The sequence below is a fragment of the Azospirillum himalayense genome (genome assembly GCF_042657465.1).
Taxonomy (GTDB): domain Bacteria; phylum Pseudomonadota; class Alphaproteobacteria; order Azospirillales; family Azospirillaceae; genus Azospirillum; species Azospirillum himalayense.
The window spans coordinates 45755-67308 of sequence record NZ_JBHSLC010000113.1; the positions used below are offsets into that span (position 1 = coordinate 45755).

24 protein-coding genes are annotated in these 21554 nt (G+C 68.2%); 11 read left to right on the top strand and 13 right to left on the bottom strand.

From position 1 onward, the window contains the following. Positions 1-399 precede the first annotated feature (399 nt). From ACFPMG_RS30885 to ACFPMG_RS30915, 7 genes are all read right to left on the bottom strand, one after another. Positions 400-1053, bottom strand: a complete 654-nt coding sequence (locus tag ACFPMG_RS30885; RefSeq protein WP_376999416.1) for an EthD domain-containing protein — start codon at positions 1051-1053, stop codon at positions 400-402. A 33-nt stretch (positions 1054-1086) separates the two neighbouring features. Beyond that, complete coding sequence (locus ACFPMG_RS30890; protein WP_376999418.1) at positions 1087-2268, bottom strand: NADH:flavin oxidoreductase/NADH oxidase; 1182 nt, start codon at positions 2266-2268, stop codon at positions 1087-1089. Between the two features lie 35 nt (positions 2269-2303). Then, positions 2304-3011: an ABC transporter ATP-binding protein gene (locus tag ACFPMG_RS30895; protein WP_376999420.1), complete on the bottom strand. Its 708-nt coding sequence runs from the start codon at positions 3009-3011 to the stop codon at positions 2304-2306. Beyond that, on the bottom strand, positions 2995-3756 hold the full coding sequence (locus tag ACFPMG_RS30900; RefSeq protein ID WP_376999422.1) for an ABC transporter ATP-binding protein: 762 nt from the start codon (positions 3754-3756) through the stop codon (positions 2995-2997). The genes ACFPMG_RS30895 and ACFPMG_RS30900 overlap by 17 nt, the downstream gene beginning before the upstream one ends. 9 nt (positions 3757-3765) lie before the next feature. Further along, on the bottom strand, positions 3766-4770 hold the full coding sequence (locus ACFPMG_RS30905; RefSeq protein ID WP_376999424.1) for a branched-chain amino acid ABC transporter permease: 1005 nt from the start codon (positions 4768-4770) through the stop codon (positions 3766-3768). An 8-nt stretch (positions 4771-4778) separates the two neighbouring features. After that, entirely contained in the window at positions 4779-5645 is an 867-nt protein-coding gene (locus ACFPMG_RS30910) for a branched-chain amino acid ABC transporter permease (protein WP_376999426.1), read from the bottom strand. A 76-nt stretch (positions 5646-5721) separates the two neighbouring features. Further along, positions 5722-6996, bottom strand: a complete 1275-nt coding sequence (locus tag ACFPMG_RS30915) for an amino acid ABC transporter substrate-binding protein (RefSeq protein ID WP_376999428.1) — start codon at positions 6994-6996, stop codon at positions 5722-5724. 455 nt (positions 6997-7451) lie between these two features. Between ACFPMG_RS30915 and ACFPMG_RS30920 the strand changes: the two genes are divergently transcribed. Genes ACFPMG_RS30920 through ACFPMG_RS30930 form a run of 3 tightly spaced genes read left to right on the top strand, consistent with a single transcriptional unit; the run spans position 7452 to position 10323 of the window. Beyond that, entirely contained in the window at positions 7452-8618 is a 1167-nt protein-coding gene (locus ACFPMG_RS30920) for an acetyl-CoA acetyltransferase (protein ID WP_376999430.1), read from the top strand. 27 nt (positions 8619-8645) lie between these two features. Then, the gene (locus ACFPMG_RS30925) at positions 8646-9395 is read left to right on the top strand and encodes an electron transfer flavoprotein subunit beta/FixA family protein (RefSeq protein WP_376999432.1); all 750 of its coding nucleotides are present in this window, start codon (positions 8646-8648) and stop codon (positions 9393-9395) included. 1 nt (position 9396) lies between these two features. After that, a complete protein-coding gene (locus tag ACFPMG_RS30930) occupies positions 9397-10323 on the top strand; it encodes an electron transfer flavoprotein subunit alpha/FixB family protein (protein WP_376999434.1) in 927 nt (308 codons plus the stop codon). A gap of 220 nt (positions 10324-10543) precedes the next feature. On the opposite strand, the gene ACFPMG_RS30935 is transcribed toward ACFPMG_RS30930, so the two are convergent. Next, a protein-coding gene (locus ACFPMG_RS30935; RefSeq protein ID WP_376999436.1) for an IS3 family transposase occupies positions 10544-11682 on the bottom strand; the annotation gives its coding sequence in 2 pieces (ribosomal slippage) (positions 10544-11427 and positions 11427-11682; 1140 coding nt in all). Between the two features lie 108 nt (positions 11683-11790). Between ACFPMG_RS30935 and ACFPMG_RS30940 the strand changes: the two genes are divergently transcribed. Next, positions 11791-11982, top strand: coding sequence for a hypothetical protein (locus tag ACFPMG_RS30940; protein WP_376999438.1), 192 nt, complete (start codon positions 11791-11793; stop codon positions 11980-11982). 52 nt (positions 11983-12034) lie between these two features. On the opposite strand, the gene ACFPMG_RS30945 is transcribed toward ACFPMG_RS30940, so the two are convergent. After that, on the bottom strand, positions 12035-12367 hold the full coding sequence (locus ACFPMG_RS30945; RefSeq protein ID WP_376999440.1) for a hypothetical protein: 333 nt from the start codon (positions 12365-12367) through the stop codon (positions 12035-12037). A gap of 244 nt (positions 12368-12611) precedes the next feature. Here ACFPMG_RS30945 and ACFPMG_RS30950 point away from each other — a divergent pair, with 244 nt between their 5' ends. Further along, the gene (locus ACFPMG_RS30950; RefSeq protein ID WP_376999442.1) at positions 12612-12863 is read left to right on the top strand and encodes a hypothetical protein; all 252 of its coding nucleotides are present in this window, start codon (positions 12612-12614) and stop codon (positions 12861-12863) included. Positions 12864-12922: 59 nt separating this feature from the next. On the opposite strand, the gene ACFPMG_RS30955 is transcribed toward ACFPMG_RS30950, so the two are convergent. The 4 genes from ACFPMG_RS30955 to ACFPMG_RS30970 form a co-directional block, all read right to left on the bottom strand. Further along, a complete protein-coding gene (locus ACFPMG_RS30955; RefSeq protein WP_109070249.1) occupies positions 12923-13111 on the bottom strand; it encodes a hypothetical protein in 189 nt (62 codons plus the stop codon). Between the two features lie 16 nt (positions 13112-13127). Next, on the bottom strand, positions 13128-14819 hold the full coding sequence (locus ACFPMG_RS30960) for a cbb3-type cytochrome c oxidase subunit I (protein WP_376999444.1): 1692 nt from the start codon (positions 14817-14819) through the stop codon (positions 13128-13130). Positions 14820-14836: 17 nt separating this feature from the next. Beyond that, entirely contained in the window at positions 14837-15484 is a 648-nt protein-coding gene (locus ACFPMG_RS30965; RefSeq protein WP_376999446.1) for a cupredoxin domain-containing protein, read from the bottom strand. A gap of 105 nt (positions 15485-15589) precedes the next feature. Next, on the bottom strand, positions 15590-15928 hold the full coding sequence (locus ACFPMG_RS30970) for a hypothetical protein (RefSeq protein WP_376999448.1): 339 nt from the start codon (positions 15926-15928) through the stop codon (positions 15590-15592). A 473-nt stretch (positions 15929-16401) separates the two neighbouring features. Here ACFPMG_RS30970 and ACFPMG_RS30975 point away from each other — a divergent pair, with 473 nt between their 5' ends. From ACFPMG_RS30975 to ACFPMG_RS31000, 6 genes are all read left to right on the top strand, one after another. Continuing rightward, on the top strand, positions 16402-16752 hold the full coding sequence (locus ACFPMG_RS30975; protein WP_376999450.1) for a hypothetical protein: 351 nt from the start codon (positions 16402-16404) through the stop codon (positions 16750-16752). Between the two features lie 162 nt (positions 16753-16914). Then, entirely contained in the window at positions 16915-17664 is a 750-nt protein-coding gene (locus tag ACFPMG_RS30980; RefSeq protein ID WP_376999452.1) for a Spy/CpxP family protein refolding chaperone, read from the top strand. Positions 17665-17674: 10 nt separating this feature from the next. Next, positions 17675-17947 carry a DUF2933 domain-containing protein gene (locus tag ACFPMG_RS30985; RefSeq protein WP_376999454.1) on the top strand — a complete coding sequence of 91 codons (273 nt, stop codon included), beginning with the start codon at positions 17675-17677 and terminating at the stop codon, positions 17945-17947. Continuing rightward, on the top strand, positions 17944-18621 hold the full coding sequence (locus ACFPMG_RS30990) for a methyltransferase family protein (protein ID WP_376999456.1): 678 nt from the start codon (positions 17944-17946) through the stop codon (positions 18619-18621). The genes ACFPMG_RS30985 and ACFPMG_RS30990 overlap by 4 nt, the downstream gene beginning before the upstream one ends. Positions 18622-18637: 16 nt before the next feature. Continuing rightward, a complete protein-coding gene (locus tag ACFPMG_RS30995) occupies positions 18638-19828 on the top strand; it encodes a TolC family protein (RefSeq protein ID WP_376999458.1) in 1191 nt (396 codons plus the stop codon). Continuing rightward, positions 19825-21549 (top strand): efflux RND transporter periplasmic adaptor subunit, encoded by a 1725-nt coding sequence (locus ACFPMG_RS31000; protein WP_376999460.1) that lies wholly within the window; start codon positions 19825-19827, stop codon positions 21547-21549. The genes ACFPMG_RS30995 and ACFPMG_RS31000 overlap by 4 nt, the downstream gene beginning before the upstream one ends. Positions 21550-21554: the final 5 nt, after the last annotated feature.

The window sequence follows — 21554 nt, forward strand, 5'->3', positions numbered from 1 at the left end:
CACATTTCGCGAGTGCTGTAAGGGACTGAGATACCTGAAAAACCCCTCTTCCTTGAGGGGGTGAAGCTGTAGGAGGCCGCAGGCGTCCGTAAGCTTCACGGGTTGGGGTGAGGGTGGCGCCGGCCTATGGCCGGCCGGAAGCATCTGAACGCGACCAAGAACACGGCTTGTTCTGGGCTGCCGCCCGTAACGCCCCCTCACCCCAACCCCTTTCCCCCAAGGGAAGAGGGACCTTTTATCGCATTCTCAATAACTTACAGCATACGCGAGATGTGTGCATACTTTAGAGCATTCGCTGGAATGACGGCCGGAAAACGTGTTTGAATCATAACCATCCATGCGGACGCGCCCTCCGGCCCATGGGGACCGGAGGGCGCGTCATCGCAGCGGCTGGCGGCGTCAGGCGGCGCCCGTGTCCACCACCTCGCGCGTGATGATGATCGGCAGATGCCCGTCGGGGAGGAAGTTCACCTCGTCCGCGCGGGTCACCTCGTATTCCGGCGTTTCGGCGCCGCGGCGCATCTCGGCCGTCGAGGCGAACCAGGTGATCGCCAGCCCGTCGAAGAGCGGCGCCGTGCCGTCCGTGTATTCGCCGGCGTGCAGATGGTTCTGCTCGTAATGCAGGATGGTGGCAATTTTCGCTCCGATCGGGCCGTGCACCTTGCGCCAATAGCGGCGGAACGGCTCCAGCGCCATGCCGGGGCGGCGGTTGACGAACTCGATGTTCTTCACCGCCCCCGCCGGGACCGCGCCGGGCTTGGCGACGTGGACGTCGACCAGCATGTGCACCGTGCGCGCCGGGTCGGCCAACGGCACGTCGACCGCGTTCCGGCGGGCGTCCCTGGCGGCCTCCAGCGTGTCGAAGGTCCATTCGCTCACGCCGTCAAACAGCAGTTCGCCACGCTTGTAGCCCTGCACCAACGTGTGGGACTGCACGTAGCGCACCGCACCGGCCGCCCCCTGCATCGTGTCGGCCAGCCCGAGCAGGTGGGCGTGGAAGTCCTCCACCGCCACGTCGGGACGCCGCTTGTAGAGCGACACCAGCTTCACCATCGTCGTTTCCTTCCTGTGCCAATCAGCGTTGGTTCAGCCCTGGTGCCGCGGCACCGGCTTGTTGAAGCTCTCGCCCTGCTGCCGGGCGCGGCGTTGCAGCCACCAGCCGAACTGCTCCGGCCAGTCCCCCCACCCCGCGTCGCCGCCGAGCGCCAGCGCCGCCTGCGCCGCCCAGTTCGGCTGCACCAGCGCTTCGCGGGCGACGGCGATCAGATCGGCGTCGCCGGCCCGCAGCACGGCGTCGGCGTGTTCCGGGTCGCGGATCAGGCCGACCGCCACTGTCGCGATCCCCGCCTCGCGCCGCACGCGGGCGGCGAAGGGCACTTGGAAGCCGGGAACCCGCGAGATCAGCATCTGTTGGCGCGTCAGCCGCTGGCCGCCCGACGAGCAATCGACCGCGTCGATCCCGCGTGCGCGCAGTTCCCTGGCGAAGGCGACGGTGTCGTCCATCACCCAGCCGACGTCCACGCCGTCCACCGCCGACACCCGGACGAACAGCGGCTTGTCCGCCGGCCATGCCTTGCGTACAGCCTCGGCGACGCGCAACGGGTAGCGCATCCGGCCCGTCAGGTCGCCGCCCCAGCCGTCGGTGCGCGTGTTGGTGATCGGCGACAGGAAGGAGTGCAGCAGGTAGCCGTGCGCGCAATGCAGCTCGACCACGTCGAACCCGGCCTCGTCGGCCCGCCGTGCGGCCGCCACGAAGTCGGCCTCTACCGCCTCCAGATCCTCGTCCGTCATGGCGTGCGGCGCGGGCCAGCCGGCGTCGAACGGCTCCGCCGTGACGCTGGCGGTTTCCCACGCCTGTGGCCCGGACAGCGGCTTGCCACCCTCCCACGGGCGCTGCGAGGAGCCCTTGTGGCCGCTGTGGCAGAGCTGGATCCCGGCGGCGGCCCCGAAACGGTGCAGGAACTCAGCGATCCGCCGCACGCCGGGAATCTGGGCGTCGAGCCACAGGCCGGCGCAGCCTTGCGTGATGCGTCCCTGCCGGCTGACCGCGGCGGCCTCCATGAATACCAAGCCGGCACCGCCGAGCGCGAAACGCCCGAGATGGACGAGGTGGAAGTCGTCGACGAAGCCGTCCTGCGCGCTGTACATCGCCATGGGCGAGACCATGATGCGGTTCTTCAGCGTCAGCCCGCGCAGGGTCAGCGGCTGCCAAAGCAGCGCCGGACCGTTTGCGTCACCCGCGTCGTCGTTCCTGTTTGCACAATCCACGAAATACCTCCGAAAACTCAGGAAAGCCCCCAGGCTCAGGAAAGCCCAAGGAAGGACTCGCGCACGCGCGGATCCGCCAGCAGCTCGCGGCTGGGACCGGACAGCGTCGCGCGGCCCTTTTCGATGACGACCGCCTGCTCGCTGACCTCCAGCCCGCGGCCGACGTCCTGCTCGACCAGCAGCACCTGGACGCCTTCCCGGGTCAGGCGGGGGATCAGCTCGAAGATCTGGTCCACGATGATCGGGGCCAGACCCTGCGACGGCTCGTCGAGGATCAGCACGCGCGGGTCGCTCATCATCGCCCGCGCGATGGCCAGCATCTGCTGCTCGCCACCCGACATCATGCCGGCGATCTGGCCGCGCCGCTCGCGCAGGCGCGGGAAGCGGTTGAACTCGCGCTCCAGCCGGGTCGCCAGCACCGCGGCGGACAGGCCGTAGCCGCCGACCTTCAGGTTCTCCTCCACCGTCAGGGTCGGGAAGGTGCCGCGTCCCTCCGACACCATGCGCACGCCAAGCCGCGCGATGTCGTGCGGGGCGAGGCGGTCGACCCGCTCGCCGTTCAGCACCACCTCGCCCGTGCACCAGGGCAACAGGCCGCAGATGCCGCGCAGGAAGCTGGTCTTGCCGGCGCCGTTGGACCCCAGGATGCTGGTCACCGCGCTCTGGCGCAGGTCGATCTGCAGCCCGTCGACCACGGCCACGCCTTTGCGGTAGCCGCCGCGGAAGTTAGACACCTTGAGCATAACGCCCTCCGAGATAGACGGAGATGACCTCGGGCATGCGCGCCACTGCGTCGGGCTCGCCCTCGGCGAGTTTGCGGCCCTGCGCGATGACCACCACGCGGTCGCTGATCCGCATCACCGAGCGCACGTCGTGCTCGACGAAGATGATGCTGATGCCTTCCCGCTTGAGCCCCTGAAGCATCTGCAGGATGCCCTCGCTGTCCGCCGCGTTGAGGCCGGCGAGGATCTCGTCGGTCATCAGCAGCTTCGGCCCGGTCGCCATGGCGCGGGCGATCTCCACCCGCTTCTGGTCGCCGATGGACAGCGTCTCCGCGATCTCGTCGCGACAGTCCTCCAGGCCGCAGAAGGCCAGCGCGCGGCGGGTGCAGGCCGCGGCGGACTCGGTCCGGGCGCGCTCGGCCGGGCGGAACAGGCTGGCGACGTGGACGTTGTCCCACACCGTCATGCCGGACAGCAGCGATGCGGACTGGAAGGTCCGCACGGCGCCCAGCGCGCAGATCTCGTCCGGGCGCAGGCCGCCGATGGAGCGGCCGCAGAAGGCGATGGTGCCTCCGGACGGCGGCAGCAGCCCGGAGATGACGTTGAACAGCGTGGTCTTGCCGGCCCCGTTCGGGCCGATCAGCCCGACGACCTCGCCCGGATAAACCTCGAAGCCGACGCCGTTCAGCGCGGTGACTCCGCCGAAGACCTTGGACAGGTTCTCCACGCGCAACAGCGGGGGCGGTGGGGGGGATGCGGTTGCCATCGTGCTCTCCTAGGCGCGGACGTGGGCGGACGGCCGGGGCACCGGCTTGGCGGCGGCGCGGCGGCGCTCGACCCAGGCCCAGAAGACGCTGGCCAGCCCGCCGGGGTGCAGCGTGGTGATCGCGACGATCAGCGCGCCGTAGATCAGCCGGTGGTATTCCAGGAAGTTGCCCCAGGCGATCTGGTCGATGACGCTGAGCGCGATGCCGCCGATGATCGGGCCGATCACCGTGCCGGCGCCGCCGAAGATGGTGATCAGGATCATGTTCAGCGTGATCGAGACGTCGAAGACGCTCTGCACCGAGACGTAAGCGAGGAACGGCGCGAAGGCCGCGCCCAGAACGCCCGGCCACGCCGCGCTGATCATGAAGGCGATGGCCTTGTAGGTGGTGGTGCGCACGCCGATGCTGGAGGCCAGCACCTCGTCCTTGCGGATCGCGTGGAGCGCGTAGCCGATCTTCGAGCGGACGACCACGATGATCGACCCGACGATCAGGCCCAGCAGCCCGAGGAAAAGGTAGAAGAATCCTTCCAGCGGCAGCGACGGCGCCAACGTCCAGCCGAGGTCGTGGGAGCGCAGGCCGCGGGTGAAGGTCCAGCGCTGCAGCACCGTCTCGAACACCAGCATGACGGCCAGCGTGGACAGCGCGAAATACAGGCCCTTCTGCTTGAACACCGGCACGAAGAGCGCCGCCAGCGCCGCCGCCAGCACCCCGCCGATCATCATGACGACGGGCAGGGGCAGGCCGTAGCGCACCATGCCCACCGCGCCCGCGAAGGCGCCGATGCCGAAGAAGACGCCGTGCCCGAAGCTCGCGTAGCCGCCGAAGCCGCCGATCAGGTTCCACGAACTCGCCAACCCGATGTTGACGAACACGAAGATCATCAGGCGCAGCCAGTAATCGTTCATGACCAGCGGGCAAAGGGCCACCACCAGCAGGAACACCGCCAGGCAGAGCAGCTGGTTGCGCACCGGCCCGGTGCGGATGGCGTAAGCCATGGAGACGAAGTTCATGGGAATGCTCACTTCCTGATGGCGGGGCCGGCCCCGAGCAGGCCTTGCGGCCGGAAGACGAGGAAGACCAGCAGCACGCCGAAGGTGATCGCCGGCGCGATGGTCGGCGCGTAGAAGGACGCCCCGAAGCTGAGAACGCCGAAGATCAGCCCGCCGACGAGCGCGCCCAGCATGCTGCCGAGCCCGCCGATGGTGATGACGAGGAAGGAATCCACCGTCCACGTGAAATGCATGTACGGGGCCACGGGGCTGAGCGTCACGAACATGGCGCCGGCAAGGCCCGCCCAGGTCCCGGAAAGGAACATCGTCTTCTCGAAGGTCCGTCCGAGGTTGATGCCGCTGAGCTGCGCTGACTCCCGGTTGTCGCGGCAGGCGCGGATCGCCCGCCCGAACTCCGTCCGGCCCAGCACAAAGAACAGCACGGCGGCCGACATCAGGCTGACCGCGAAGACGACAAGGTCGAAGGAGGGCACGAAGGTGTTGCCAAGCTCGAAGCCCGGCGGCAGGCCGGTCTTCAGGCGCAGCATGCGCTCCTCGCTGCCCCAGCCCAGCGTGCCCAGTTCGGTCACCACGGTGGCGATGCCGAAGGTCTGCACCAGCACCATCAGCGGTTCGAGCTTGAACGTCCGGGCGATGAACAGGCGCTGGATGACGGCGCCGAGCAGTCCGGTCCCGAGCGCACCGCCGACCACCGCGGCGGCGTAGGGCACCCCGAACTTTATGGCGAGGTATTGTGTGAGCAGGCCGCCGAACACCACCAGGGCGCCGTGCGCGAAGTTGACAATTCCGATCACCCCCAGCACCAAACTGAAACCGAAGGCCGCCAGGGCGTAGATGCCGCCCCGCAACAGCCCGTACACGAGCACGTCTTCCATGACCTGATCCCATCTGTGCGCGTCGCGCCGGACGCCGGGGCTTGGAGCCCCGGTGTGGCCGGCGCGCCGCGGCTGCTCACCACGCCGGCTTGGGATAGACCCCCGCCGTTTCCGCCATGTCGGCCGGCGCCACGATGGCCGCGGCGACCGGGTCGCCCGTCCATTGCACGGCGGGGGCGGAATCGCGGCGGATGCGCCCGCGCTCATCGAACGACACCGGGCCCCAGATCGTGTCCTTCAGGTCGAGCCGGCTCAGCCGCTCGCGCAGCGTCTTGGGGTTGAACGGGTCCTGCGGATCGGCCTCGCGCAGGGCCTGCTGGTAGATGTAGGGCAGGATGTAGGAGAAGGCCGCCTGGTAGGTCGGCATGTAGCCGTAGGTCGCCTTGAACCTGTCCGCGAACTCCTGCGCCGAAGCGTGCTTCTCGTCACGGTACTTGAACTGCGGCAGCCAGACGGTAGAGCCGATGATGCCCTGCATCTTGGGGCCCAGCGTGTCCTTGACCGCCGGGCTGGTGGTCAGGTGCCCGCCGACGAACGCCTTCGGGTTCACGCCGATGGCCGACATCTCCTCGGCCAGCTTGATGCAGATGACGTCCCAGCCGGTGTTGTAGATGATGTCGAGCTGGCCCGCCCCGCGCAGTTTCAGCGCCGTCGGCCGCAGGTCCTGCACGTTCATCGGCAGCACCACCTCGGTCACCACGTCGATGCCGTGCTGCTTGCACTTGTCTTTCACGCCCTGGCCGATCTCGTGGTAGACGGGATCGTCCATGATCACGAGCCCGAGCTTCTTCGGCTTGGGCGTCCGGGACGCCAGGAAGTCCATAGCGCCGGTGCAGTAGGTGCCGACGCGGCCGTTGGCGGTGAAGGCGGTGTGGCCGCCGAGTTCCTCGTCCACGCGGATCGACGACGCGCCGGACTGCACGAAGACATGACCGTGCTTGCGGACGATGGCGCCCTGTGCCAGCACCGTGTCGGTTCCGTAGGTGCCGACGATGAGGTCGACCTTGTCGTCGCTGATCAGCTTTTCCGTGAGCTGTGCCGCACGCGAGGCGTTGTTCTCGTCGTCGTAAATGGTCCATTTGACCGCGCGCTCGCGCCCGGCGACGACCATCTTGCCGTCGTAGGTGCGGGTCCAGAAATCGAAGGCGTCCTTGCAGATCCGGGACACCTTCTCGTACGGACCGGTGAGCGGCAGCGAGGCCCCGATGTGCACAACGCCGTCGGCGCCGCCCGCCGCGCCGGCGAAGCGTGGCAGAGTGACCCCGACCGCCAGGGCCCCGGCCCCGAGAACGCCCCCCTTGAGAACGGCGCGCCGCGACGGACGGCGCGGATTCGCGGCTCGATCGAGCATGCTCCCCCCCTTATTGATGATTTGCGGCGCCGCAGGTCTGCGCCCCAGCAACCAAACGATAGTTCAAATTGAGACCCGAGGTCAACCGGGATCATTCGTTGATGAAGCAAACCTTCGAAGGTGCGAAAAGAGGAGAAATCTGGCGCGTTACCGTGGGCGCTTCAGGGTCTTTCGCGGTTCGGCCGTCCAAACCCGCACTCTGGCGGGATGCCGGCCAACGCTCTGTTACCAAACAACCGTTTGAACAACCGTCGGAGATCGGGTATAGAGCGCTCCACGACGCGCCGACGCGCAAGCGGGGGCGACGTTTGCAAGAACATGCATAACCGTGCGTGGACCGGCGGCACGCCTTATGGCGATGGCGGTTCGCCGTTTCCCAAGCGGTCTTTCGCACCCGAACGCGATCACGCTTTGCGCGCCAGCAAAGTCATCCAGTGACAAGGAGAACATCGCCCATGAGCGCCTGCATCGTCGGTTGGGCTCACACGCCGTTCGGAAAGCTGGACGGCGAAACTTTGGAAAGCTTGATCGTTCGCGTTGCCTCCGATGCCCTTGCCCACGCCGGGATCGCGGCACAAGACGTCGACGAGATCTTCGTCGGCCATTTCAACGCCGGCTTCTCGCAGCAGGATTTCACCGCATCACTGGTCCTGCAGGCCAGCGATGCGTTCCGTTTCAAGCCCGCAACCCGCGTCGAGAACGCCTGCGCCACCGGCTCCGCCGCTGTGCACCAAGCCATCCACGCCGTGCAGTCCAAGCGCGCCCGCACCGTCCTCGTGGTCGGTGTCGAACAGATGACGGCCACACCCGGCGCCGAGGTCGGCCGGAACCTGCTGAAGGCGTCTTATCTACCAGAAGACGCAAACACGCCGGCCGGCTTCGCGGGCGTGTTCGGCCGGATCGCCGATCAGTATTTCCAGCGTCACGGCGACCAATCCGATGCGCTGGCGAGCATTGCGGCCAAGAATCACGCCAACGGAGTCGCCAACCCCTACGCGCAGATGCGCAGGGATCTCGGGTTCGAATTCTGCCGCCAGGAAAGCGAGAAGAACCCCCATGTCGCCGGGCCGCTGAAGCGGACCGACTGCTCGCTGGTGTCCGACGGGGCGGCCGCGCTGGTCATCGCCAGCGACGACCTCGCCGCCCGCATGCCGCGCGCCGTCGCCTTCCGGGCGGCCGTCCACGTGCAGGATTTCCTGCCTTTGTCGAAACGCGACATCATCCGCTTCGAAGGATGCGCCAGGGCATGGAACCGCGCGCTGATGCAGGCTGGTCTCTGGCTTTCGGACCTGTCCTTCGTCGAAACACACGACTGCTTCACCATCGCCGAGCTGATCGAGTACGAAGCCATGGGCCTTGTGGCGGAAGGGCAAGGCGCCGTCGCGGTGCTTGAGGGGTGGACGCACAAGGACGGCAAGCTGCCGGTCAATCCGTCCGGCGGCCTGAAGGCCAAAGGCCATCCCATCGGCGCCACCGGCGTGTCGATGCACGCACTCGCCGCCATGCAGCTGTGCGGTGAGGCTGGAGACATGCAGGTGAGAAATCCGCAGTTCGCCGGCATCTTCAACATGGGCGGGGCAGCGGTCGCCAACTACGTCAGCATCCTTGAACGCACCGCCTGATCGCAACGAGAGCCAGGATCAAGCCTCATGAGAATCCTCGTCCCGGTCAAGCGGGTGGTCGATTACAACGTCAAGATCCGCGTCAAGGCGGACGGTTCGGGCGTTGAGACCGCCAACGTGAAGATGAGCATGAACCCCTTCGACGAAATCGCCGTCGAAGAGGCGGTACGCCTGAAGGAAGCCGGCAAGGCGACCGAGGTCATCGTGGTCACCGTCGGCCCGACCGCCGCGCAGGAGACGCTGCGCACGGCGCTGGCCATGGGCGCCGACCGCGGCATCCTGGTCCAGACCGACGCCGAGACGCAGCCGCTGGCCGTCGCCAAGGTGCTAAAGGCCCTGGTCGACAAGGAAGGCCCGACTCTGGTCATCCTGGGCAAGCAGGCGATCGACGACGACTGCAACCAGACCGGCCAGATGCTCGCCGCCCTGCTGGGCTGGCCGCAGGGCACCTTCGCCTCCAAGGTCGTGGCCGGCGAGGGCGCGGTGACCGTCACCCGCGAGATCGACGGCGGCCTGGAGACGGTGGAGCTGACGCTCCCGGCCGTGGTCACCGCGGACCTCCGCCTGAACGAGCCGCGCTACGCCTCGCTGCCCAACATCATGAAGGCCAAGAAGAAGCCGATCGACACCGTCGCGCCCGACGCCCTGGGCGTGGACGTGGCGCCGCGGCTGAAGACGCTGAAGGTCGCCGAGCCGGCCAAGCGCAAGGCCGGCGTGAAGGTGGCCGACGTCGCCGCCCTGGTCGACAAGCTGAAGAACGATGCGCGGGTGATCTGACATGTCCATTCTCGTCATCGCCGAACACGATAACGCCGCGCTGAAGCCCGCCACGCTGAACGCGGTCAGCGCCGCCGCCAAGATTGGTGGCGACATCCATCTGCTGGTCGCCGGCCAGGGCGCGCAGGCCGTCGCCGACGCCGCGTCCAAGGTGGCCGGCGTGTCCAAGGTGCTGCTGGCCGACGACGCGGCCTACGCCCACCCCCTGCCGGAGAACCTGGCCCCGCTGGTCGTCGGCCTCGCCAAGGGCTACGGCCATGTGCTGGCCGCCGCCTCGTCGGAGGGCAAGAACCTCCTGCCGCGCGTGGCGGCCCTGCTCGACGTGGCGGCGATCTCCGACATCACCGGCGTGGTTTCCGCCGACACCTTCGAGCGCCCGATCTACGCCGGCAACGCCATCGCCACAGTGCAGTCCTCGGACGCCATCAAGGTGATCACCGTCCGCACCACCGCCTTCGAGGCGGCGACGACCGGCGGTTCGGCCACCGTCGAGAGCATCGCCGGGACGGGCGAGGCCGGTTCGGCCAGGTTCGTCGGCCAGGAGCTGACGAAGTCGGAGCGTCCGGAGCTGACCCAGGCCAAGATCGTGGTGTCGGGCGGCCGCGGCATGCAGTCGGGCGAGAACTTCAAGCTGCTGGAAGCGCTGGCCGACAAGCTCGGTGCCGCGGTCGGCGCCAGCCGCGCGGCGGTGGACGCCGGCTTCGTGCCGAACGACTATCAGGTCGGCCAGACCGGCAAGATCGTCGCGCCGGAGCTGTACATCGCCGTCGGCATTTCGGGTGCCATCCAGCACCTCGCCGGCATGAAGGACAGCAAGGTCATCGTCGCGATCAACAAGGACGAGGAAGCGCCCATCTTCCAAGTGGCGGACTACGGTCTGGTCGCCGACCTCTTCGAGGCGGTGCCGGACCTAACAAACATCGTTTGATCGTTCCCATGCTTATTCGCGCGACCGAGTTGCGTCGAGGCGGCCGGCTGCGGGACACGGGGTGAGCTGAGCTGATGTGGTGGACGGCCCTTCCACCTTCTTGAAACGGTGGCAAGCTGAGGTCGTCGAAGAAACCAGCTCAGAGGGGCCGTCCATGGGTGAGATGGTCCCCGTTTCCCGGACAGATTTGCGGCTAGAATAAGCTTGGTTCAGGTTCGTGTCATGCCGCCAATCTGATCCGGTCCGATGGGCCTTGATAGGCCTCGTCCGGGGTTTTGCCGCCGAGCGCCGAATGCGGGCGGTCGGAGTTGTAGTAATCGATCCAGCGGCCGATCCCGGCCCTGGCCTCGCTGCCCGTTTCGAAGGCGTGGAGGTAGACGCACTCGTATTTCATCGATCGCCACAGCCGCTCGATGAAGACGTTGTCCATCCATCGGCCGCGCCCGTCCATCGACACCCGGATGCCGGCCGCGGTCAAGAGCCCGGTGAAGCGCGGGCTGGTGAACTGGCTGCCCTGATCGGTGTTGAAGATCTCCGGGCGGCCGTGCCGCGCCATCGCCTCCTCCACCGCCTCCAGGCAGAACTCGACGTCCATGGTGTTCGACAGCCGCCACGCCAGCACCCGGCGTGTCGCCCAGTCCATCACGGCGACCAGGTACAGGAAGCCGCGGCGCATGGGGAGGTACGTGATATCGCTGCACCACACCTGGTCGGGGCGGTCGATGGACAGGTCGCGCAGCAGGTACGGCCAGATCTTGTGCTCGGGATGCGGCACGCTCGTCTTTGGGCGCTGGTAGACCGCCTGCAAGCCCATCCGCGCCATCAGGCGGCGAACCCGCTTGCGGTTGATCTCATGGCCGTGCCGGCGCAGATGCCGGGTCATCTGCCGGCTGCCGTACCAGGGCGTTTCCAGGAACTGCTCGTCGATCAGCCGCATCAACCCCAGGTTCGCAGCCGGTTCGCCCTTGGCCGGCCCGTAGTAGCTGGATCGGCTGATGGAAATCAGCGCGCACTGCCGGGTGATCGACAACTGCGGATGCTCCGGCTCGATCAACTCCCGCCTCCGGCCGACGCTCATCGACCGGAGGCCTTGCGCAAAAAATCGCGTTCCACGACCAGTTGGCCGATCAGCGCGTGCAGCTTTTCCACCTCGCCCTGATGGCTGGCTGCGGCGACCTCCGCCTTGCCGGAGAACACCCCGGACATCCCCTCGATGGCCTGCTTCTTCCAAGCGTTGATCAGCGTCTGGTGCACCCCGTGCTTTGCGACAAGCTCCGACACTGTCAACTCGCCCCGGATCGCCTCCAGCGCCACCTTCGCCTTGAACTCCGCCGAATACCGTTTCCGTTTTCCCGTCATCGGGTCCGTCCTTCATCCTGGGCGAACCAAGCTTAGCGAACTGTCCGGAAAACGGGGACCATCTCAACCATGGGGCGCCCCCGGCTTCTGGTCATCGGTCCGTACCGCATGGGCTTCGAGATTGAACCCAAGGGGGACGGTTCGGCGCTGCGCGTGTTCATCGACTTCTCTCGCCCCGCATCACCGGACGGGCGCATCCTTGGCGTCCTGCTCGCCAGGATCTACGCCCGCTGGTGCGTGAGGCGCATGGCGGCCGATGCGGCGGACCTCGGTCGAATCAACCGGCCAACCAATCTGTGAGAGGTCGAGGAACAGCGGTTGGACGGTCGACGCGACTGGTCCGGACCCGACCCTACGCCGCGCGCACTTCGGGCACCGGTTTGGCTGCTTTCCCCTTGTGCGCGGCCCAAATCGCGTCGATCCCGTGGTCCTCGACCACTTTCTTCATCTTTGTCAGGGCGTGGTCCGAGTAGGACGGAAACTTCATGCTGCCGTGCTGGAAAACGCGGCAGCACTGAGCATCGCCGTCGATCCCGCACCATTGCCGGACCGCGTTGGCCTTCGGCGGCGTCAGCCCGCTCTTCGCCGCCAAGTCCGTGGCGCTCATGTGGAATCGCTTGCGAAGGTGGACCTCGCGGACGGCCCCGGCCTTTGCCGGATCATCGCTCGCGATCAGCCTGACCAAAAGAGTTGAACCCCGTCATGGCAGTTCGAAGCGAGGCGATTGCCTTCAGCTTCAATGTCCTCGCGTCGCGAACCAGCTTCAAGGCACCCTCCTGGGAGTGGACAACGGCGGAATGCCATCCTGGATGCTTTATACTGTTGCCCAGTCGCTAACCGTGGTCGCCGGTGCTGTAATATCTGGCGCTGTTCCGACGTCCATCAAAAGGCCCGCGTGCTCTCGCGTGCCGCAAAACGGGAGGAGAAGCATGTTGAGGAACATCGCCTTGGTCACCATCTTCGCCGTCGCCCTCACCGGCCCGGCGCTCGCCAACAGTTGTCCCAGGCACATGGCCGCCATCGACCAGGCGCTCGCGGCCAATCCGAAGCTGGACGCCGCGAAGTTGGCCGAGGTCAAAAAGCTCCGCGCCGACGGCGAGGCGCTCCACAAGCAGGGGAAGCATGCCGAGTCGGAGGCTACGCTCGCCCAGGCCGAGAACCTCCTCGGCATCAAGAAGTGACATCGGGCGCCACGGGGGCTGAGCAATGCCCTCACCCCCGCGGCGTCGTGCGCAGCGGCTCAGCCCCTACGCGCCTTGCGGCCGACAGCGAACAGCATCCCGGCGAGCACCAGAAACACGATGGCGCCGCCGCCCCAGACCCGGACGTAGCCGGGCATCCCGAGGCTGGGGACGAAGGCGTAGACGGCGGCCAACCCCGCCCACACCGTGACGATGGCCAGGGTCAGCCAGAGTTCGTCGTTCTTCATGGCTTTTCTCCCGCGCTCAGTGCCCATGCCCGCCGCCGATGGCGATGATCGGCAGGGATTGGATCAGCTGGAACGCGACGATGGTGAAGACGTACATGGCGGCGACCAGCGCGGCGACCGACACCGGCCCGGTCCACGCGGGCGCGGCGCCGACGCCGCGCGCCCCGGCCTGCCAATCGACCACGCGAACCTGTCCAGCCGTCGCGCGCCGCGACAGCAGCGTGCGCACGACGCCGTAGACGGTGACCGAGATGGCCACGGCGAAGACCGTGGCGCCAACGCCGACCAGGGCCATCAGCACCGGCCACGCCGCGGGGGCCATGCCTCCGTAGCTCACGTCGAACACCCGGCGCGGCACGCCCATGAACCCGGCCGTGATGCCCGCGGCGCCGAAGATGAGCAGACCGATGGTCACGACCACCGGCATGCCTCTCAGCACCGCCGGGCGCCACAGGCTGCCGCCGCTCAACGCCGGGAGCATGACCATCATGGCGGCCAGGAACGTCTGGGTCAGCACGCCGACCGCGAAGAAGTGGAAGTAGCCGGGCACGAAGAAGGTGTCCGACAGCATCGGTGCCAGTTCGCCCTGGATCAGGACGAAGGCGAAGGTGATGCCGATCATCATGTTCACCACCGCCCAGCCCATGTTCGTCATGGCCGGGTTGTCCCACGGCAGCCCGCGCATCCAGCCGAAGAAGCCGGTTGCGCCACGCGCCCGGGCGCTGGCTTCCAGCGAGGAGACGATGATGGCGAAGGCCGCCAGCGTCGGGACCGAGACGAACAGCGACAGCAGCGAGCCGACGACCCGCACGCCTTCGGACAGGTTCGGCTCCAGGAACATGTGGTAGAGGCTGGTCGGCGGCACGAACACCAGATACGCCGCGAAGACGATCTTCGACATCCTGGCGCCGTGGATGGACTTCACGCCGGTCAGGTGCTCGGTCAGCACGTACCACACCAGCACGGTCGCCATCAGCGGCAGGTAGTGCAGGTTGTGGAACAGGATGTGCCACTCGGTGCCGTGGTCGGCCGGGAATGGCCCGGCGCCCAGCGACCACAACATGCCCGGCAGGAAGGCGTTCGTCGCCGCGATGGCGCTGACCACCAGAAACCCCGCCCAGGCGAACAGCGCGAAGCCGATGGAGGTGAATGCGTCCGCCTCGCCACGCAGCCGGGGCTGGAGCACCGTCGCGATGCCACTGACCGCCGAGGCGACCAGGCCGCCGGAGAGCAGCAGGTAGCCCAGCGCGAAGAAACCGACCGAGCGCGGATCGTCCGCGTCGAGTTCCGGGCTGCCGTCGTAGAGCAGCGGCGTGCCGGTGTAGGAGATCCATTCGCTGACACCGAAGCCCGCCAGCATCAGCGCAGCACCCAGCCAGGCGAACGGGCGCAACGCCAGCCCGCGTCCGTTCTCGGCAGCGGCGAGCACAAGCAGGAGGCCCGCTTGGATCAGGTACAGCCAGTAGAAGAACACCGACACGCCGTGCAGGGTGAGCAGGCGGTAGGCGTCGTCCGGGAAGAAGGTCAGCGCACCGGCACGGGCCAGTGCGGTCACAAAGCCTCCGATCAAGCCCAGCACCAGCGCCAGCAGGGCGGCACCGAACAGCAGCTTGAGGAGCGCCTTGTCGGGCGTCGGCAGGGCTTTGATGCGCGCCGCCAGGGCGGGCTTGGAGCCGACCGGGGCGACGTTCGTTGAGATGGTATCCATGGTGGGTCCTCCCCGGGTCACGCGACGACGATGCGGCCCTGCATGGCGTCGTGCGCCTGGCCGCAGTAGACGGTGCAGTACACGAGGTACTCGCCCGGCCTGGTGAAGGTGATGACCTGCTCGGTGACCGTGTTCGGGCGGAGACGGATGATCCGGCTGGCGGCTCCCAGCTGGATCGACGCACCGTGGGTGATGTCGTCCGCCATCATGCGGAACCGGTACGCCTGCCCGGCCTTCAGCCGCAACGTGTCCGGGCTGTAGGAGAACTTCTGGGCCATCAGGTAGACGTCCACCGGCTCACCTCCGGCGTCATGGCCGTGGTCATGCCCCTCGGTGGCGTGGCTGTGCGTGGCCTCGCTGACGTGCGGGTTCACGCTGCCGCCCTCCTGGGTGTAGCGTTGGACGAAGTAGTCGTGCTCGAAGCGGAACTCCTCGGGCGCCATGCCCGCCGAAGCCCCGTGACCACCGTGGCCACCGGCCTCGGCGGGTGCTTCGGCGGCACCATGGCCGCGATGGGCATCGGGTTCCGGAGCAGCCGTATCCTTGTGACCACCGAAGGGAAGCGGGGCGGCTCCGTAGGCCGCCCAGGCGCCGTACAGGGAGACGGCGCCGAAGCCCAGCCCGGCGATGAAGCCGCGACGGGTCGTGAAATGCCTCTCAGACATCGTGAGAGTCCTCTGATCGCGTGGTCGGAATCGCTCGCGAACGCCGCCGGTCGGGCGGCGCGTGGCCGGGCGTCCGACGCAGACGGCGTCAGGGCGCTCGGCCGGTCAGAGGACGGTCTTCGGAGGAGGCGTGTCCGGCGCGATGTCCTGGGCATTGGGGGCGTAGTCGGGCCGCGGGTGCCAGGACGTCTCCACCGTCGTCACCGCGACGGCGACGACATGGTCCGCCGGGGCTTCGGCCGCCGGGCAACACGGAGCCACGACCACGAGGGCGGCCTTGTGGGAGTCGCCGTGCGACGGGGTCGAAGGCGATGGCGCGTGGTGGGAACGGTGGTCGATCGGCCCGCCATGGGCCTCCACATGCGCCATGGCTCCGCCCGCCGCGCCCACCAGGAGCGCGAAGGCGAACGCCAGAACGGCGAAGATGTGGCCCAAACGCGTCATGTCTGCCATCGTCACCAACGACCTGGGACCTCCCAGGCCATGCCAAGCGTAGCCCCTTATCATCGGTCCGGGAATTGATCGGCATCAACCCGGCGCCCGTGTCTCGGTCCGGTTATGGAGACGCCATGGGTGAAACGTCACCGGGCGGTGGAGCCTTGCACCTGCGGCAGGGCGGCGCCGGTGACCGGACGGGAGACGTGTTCGACTTTGTCCTTGACCTTCCAGCGGCTGGAAGGCGCAGGGTTCTTCTTGTGGCATCTCCGGCCCGGTCGAAAGTGCGGGGGACATTCCGACGCACTCCTTCTCCGACGCTTGGAGGGGATCGTTGCCGAAGCCATCTGTTGTTGCAGGGGGCTGGGAACGGTCGTAGGTTTCCATAAGGGTGCGGTGGGCACTGGGGTGCCGCACGGCTACCACAAGATGAGGCAAACGCCATGTGGCGTGCGACGCGGTCGTCGGTGAGGAGGGTGGTGGTGAGCCTGCTGATGCTGGCCACGCTGCTCGTCTATGCCGCGCCGAGCCACGCCAACCTGGGGCCTCACCATGCGTCCCAGACTCCTCACGAGCACGTTCTGGTCGACAACCATGGCGACGCCATCGCGGCCGTCCCGGACCACGAGCACAAGGAAGCTCCGTGTGGGGACCTTGGCCTGCTCGACGAAGGGGCCTGCTGCAGCGTCGCTCAGTGCGTTACCATGAACGGAGGCCTCCCCGCTGCGATGGTCGAGGCGTTCACCCCGCGCCTGAACACGTCCCAGCGTCTGCCTGCCCTGGCCACGCCGGACGGCATCGGCATCGACCCGGCTATCCGCCCCCCGCTCTGACCATCTGACGCCACGAGTCCGCCCACGCCCGACCTGAGCCTCGGCTCGGCTCGGCGAAGGACGCCGGTTCCGGCCCTCGTGCGCTTGGCTTTTGCGTCCCCGGCGCTCCCGCGTGGAGTCCGTCCGGGATGGCTCGAACCAGATGTTCAGATGGAGGACGCCATGTCGTCTCTCACCCGCAAGATGCTCCCGGCACTCGCGCTGACCGCGATGATATCGGTCGCCCAGGCCCAGACCACCACAGACCAGGACCACAACGCCCATCATCCGGACGGTGCCGCGACCACGACGCAGGCCCAGCCCGCTCCGACCCCGACCCCGGCTCCCACGCAGCCGACCCCGGGCGCAAAGCCCGGCGCGCCCGGCAACGCGCCGATGATGGGTCAGGGCATGGGCAGCGGCATCATCGTCCAGCCCGGCGCCCAGGCACAGGGTGGCCAGCCCGGCATGATGATGAACATGGACCAGATGCGCTCGATGATGGGCGGCATGTCGGGCCAGCAGGACGGCCAATCAGGCATGATGGGGCCCGGCATGATGTCCATGATGCGACAGATGATGATGGGACAGCAGGGCGGAATGGGCTTGCCCTTCGAGCACGTCGAAGGCCGCATCGCGTTCCTGAAGGCCGAACTCAAGATCACCGACGCCCAGGCGCCGCAGTGGAACGCCTTCGCCGACAGCCTGCGGGCGAACGCCAAGGCCCATCAGGCCATGCACGAACAGATGACCAAAGGCGGCATGCCCTCCTCCTGGCCCGACCGGCTCGCTTTCCAGCAGAAGGCGCTCGCCACCCGGCTCGACGCCCTGAAGGCGCTGGAGTCCGCCGCCAAGCCGCTCTACGCCGTGCTGACCGACGAGCAGAAGACGCTCGCGGACCGGCTGCTCCCCGGCCCCATGGGCATGATGTGAGGAGGCGGCCATGACGCACCACGAACACACCCATCACGCTCCCGAGCCGCAGGCGCGCACGCCCTGGTACCGGACCTGGACCGGCTTGGCCGGACTCGGCGCGGCCGCCCTGGCGGCCGTGTACCTGTCGCTTTTCCACGTCGACCATGTGCTCGACGCGCTTCCGCTTCTCGTCCTGCTCCTGTGCCCGCTGATGCACCTGTTCATGCATGGCGGCCACGGGCATGGCGGCCACGGCGGGAACGGTGACGCCGACCGGCCGAACAAGCGGGGCACGCCATGACGCACGAAGCCTCGGCCTACGGCCTGTGGGTGCTGGTCGCCCTCAACTCGGCCATCTTCATCATCTTCGCCTTCAGCTTCGGCAAGCCGCAGTCGCCGCGGGACTGGCGGTCCTTCGGGGCGTTCAGCGCCTTCATCGTGGCCCTGTTCACCGAGATGTACGGCTTTCCGCTGACCATTTACCTGCTCTCGGGCTGGCTCCAGACCCGCTACCCGAGCCTCGACATCCTGTCCCACGACGCCGGGCACCTCTGGTCGACCGTCCTCGGCCTGGAGGGCAACCCGCACTTCAACGTGCTGCACATCCTCAGCAACGTCCTGATCCTTGCGGGCTTCGTCCTGCTCTCGGCGGCCTGGAAAGTGCTTCACGCGGCGCAGAAGCAAGACCGGCTCGCCACGACGGGCGTGTACGCCCATGTCCGGCACCCGCAGTACATCGCTTTCATCGGCATCCTGTTCGGCTTTCTGCTCCAGTGGCCGACCATCCTGACGCTGGCGATGTTCCCGCTGCTGGTCCTGATGTACGTCCGTCTGGCCCGGTCCGAGGAGCGGGAAGCCCTCCGGGTGTTCGGAGCCGAGTACGAGCGTTACGCCGCGGTCACTCCGGGTTGGCTTCCGCATCTCTCCTCCCGTAGGCCGAACCACCCCAGAGTGGGAGGGTCGTTCGGTGCGTGATTCTGGTTGGAAGCCCATGAAGCAAGCGGCGGCAACGATCGTCGCCGTGTGCCTGCTGGCGCTCCCGGCCGGAGCGCAGACGCTTCGGGACGCGGTCGAGGGCGCCTGGAAGCTCAACCCCGAAGTCAGGAGCCTGGAGGCACAGAGGGCCGTGGCCACCGCCCGGCGCGGCGCCGGAGAGGCGCTGGTCCCGGCCGCCCCGGCGGTCACGCTGCGGCACACGAGCGACTACTTGAACCGGAACATCGGACGGCGCGAGTACGAGGCCGAACTCGGCGTCCCGCTCTGGCTGCCCGGCCAGGGAACGGCGACCGTCCGGGCGGGCGACGCGCTTCTGGCGCGCACCGACGCCGAGATCGCCGCGCGCCAGCTGGCGGTCGCCGGGGACGTCCGGACGGCCCAGTGGCAGGTCGCGCTGGCGGAGCGCCGCGCCGAGCTCGCCCGCCAGCGCCTCAAGGTCGCCCGCCAATTGGAGGCCGACACCCGGCGGACCGCCCGGGCCGGGGAGACCTCGGAGGCCGATCACCAGCTGGCCCGCGCCGAAGCCCTCTCCGTCGCCACGGACCTCCGCGACGAGGAACTGGCCCTGGAGGAGGCCCGCCAAGCGTTCCGGACGCTCACCGGCATGGCGCCGCCGAAGGCGGCACCGGAACCGGACATCGGCGAGCCGCCGCTTGAGCAGCACCCCTCCCTGCAGGCGGCGCGGCTGGGCGTCCGCTCGGCCCAGGCCCAGCGCCAACTGGTGGACCTGACGACGCGCGACAGCCCGGAGGTCGGGCTGATGGCCCGCCGCGAGCGCGACAGCCGCGAGGAACGCTACGACACCGTGTTCGGCGTCTCCGTCCGCATCCCGTTCGCGGTCGAGGCCGTGAACGCGCCCAAGCGGGCCGAGGCGCTGAGCGAGGTCGTCCGCTCCGAGGCCGAGCAGGTCAACGCCGCCCGCACGGTCGAGTCCGACATCCGGCAAGCCCGCCTCGCCCACCAAGCGGCGAGCGAGCGCCTGTCGATCGCGCGCGACCGGGCTGCGGCCCTCAGGGCACGCCTGTCGAACATCGAGCGCGCCCGGAGGGCGGGCGAGATCAGCCTCGTCGAGTACGTGCGCGCCCAGGAGGCGGCCTTCGAGGCCGAACTCGCCCGCGCCACCGCCGAAGTCCAGCTCGGCGCCGCCCGCGCCCGTATGAACCAGTCCCTCGGAGTTCTTCCATGACCACCCGACGCCTTCTTGCCGCGACCGTCGTCGCCGCGAGCCTTGCCGCGCCGGTCGCCGCTCCCGCTCTCGCCCACGAGGGCCACGCCCATGGCGGCGAGGAGCCGAAGCCGGTCGTCACAACGGCCGCCCCCACCCTGGAAGCGTCCTCATCCGACTTCGAACTCGTGGCGGTCGCCCAGGGAAAGACCCTGCTCGTCCATCTGGACCGCTTCGCCACCAACGAGCCCGTGAACGGCGCCTCCGTCGAGGTGAGCGCCGATGGCGAGGCCACGACGGCCTCGCCCGTCTCCGGGGAGGAGGGCGTCTACCGCCTCGACCCGTCCTGGCTCTCCAAGCCGGGATCACATGAAGTGACCGTCTCCGTCACCGCGGCCGACGCGGCCGACCTGCTGATCGGCACACTGGAGGTTCCGGCGTCCGCGGCCGAAGCACAGACCGGCGGTGCGCAGGGTGTTTCCGCTGTCCTCGGGCAGGTCCGGAACGATTCCGGCCTGATGCTGGGGGCGGTCATGGTCTTCCTGCTCGGGGTCCTGACCACCGTCGCCCTGACCCAGCGTGGACGCACGCGGACGGTCGCAGGCGCCGCGCTGGTCGGCATCGGCCTGCTGTTGGCGAGCGGCGCCGCCTTTGCCCACGGCGGCGAGGACCACAGCCACGGCGACGAGGACAAGGGCAAGGCACCGACGGCGGCCGTCCCGATGGGGGCTACCGGCGCTTCGGAGAGCCCGCGACGCCTGCCGGACGGCAGCCTGTACGTGCCCAAGCCGTCGCAGCGTCTGCTGTCGGTCCGCACCGTCGTAGCCAAGCCGCAGGAGGCGGCGCAGACGGTGCAGTTGATCGGTCAGGTCATCGCCGACCCCAACGGCGGCGGTCACGTCCAGGCCACGCAGAGCGGTCGCATCGAGCCGGGGGACAAGGGGCTGCCCTACGTCGGCCAGCGGGTCGAGGCCGGGCAAACCCTCGCCTACATTGCCCCCGCCGTGACCTTTGTGGACCGCAGCGGGATCCAGCAGCAGATCGCGACGGTCGAGCAGGAACTCGTCATCGCCGAATCCCGCCTCCAGCGGCTCCGGAAGCTGGAAGGCAGCGTGCCACAGCGCGACATCGAAGAGGCGGAGGCCAACCTCAACGGTCTGCGCAAACGCCGGGCCGCTCTGTCCCCCGCACTGACGACCAAGGAAGCCCTGCGGGCGCCCATCTCCGGCGTGGTCACGGCCAACAACATCAAGGCCGGACAGGTGGTCGAGGGGCGCGACCAGGTGCTGTTCGAGATCGTCGACCCGTCGCGGCTGATGGTCGAGGCGGTCGCCTTCGATCCCCGGGTGGCGAACGCCATCAAGGCGGCCACGGCGATGACGGCCGACGGCACCACCCTGTCCCTGGAACTCCTCGGCTCCAGTCTCGCGCTGCGCCAACAGGCGATCCCGCTGCTCTTCCGAATCGGCAATCCGCCGTCGGGGCTCGGCGTCGGCCAGCCGGTCCGGCTCGTCGCCCAGATCCAGGGGAAGGCGTCCGGCATCGTCCTGCCCCGGCAGAGCGTGGTGCGCAACGCCAGCGGCCAGCCCATCGTCTGGCAGCACGACACCCCGCAACGCTTCGTCGCCCGCCCGGTGCGCACGCAGCCGGTGGACGGGAACACGGTGCTGATCCTGGCGGGCGTCGAGCCGGAGGCGCGCATCGTCACCGACGGCGCCGGTCTCCTCAACCAGATCCGGTGAGGAGC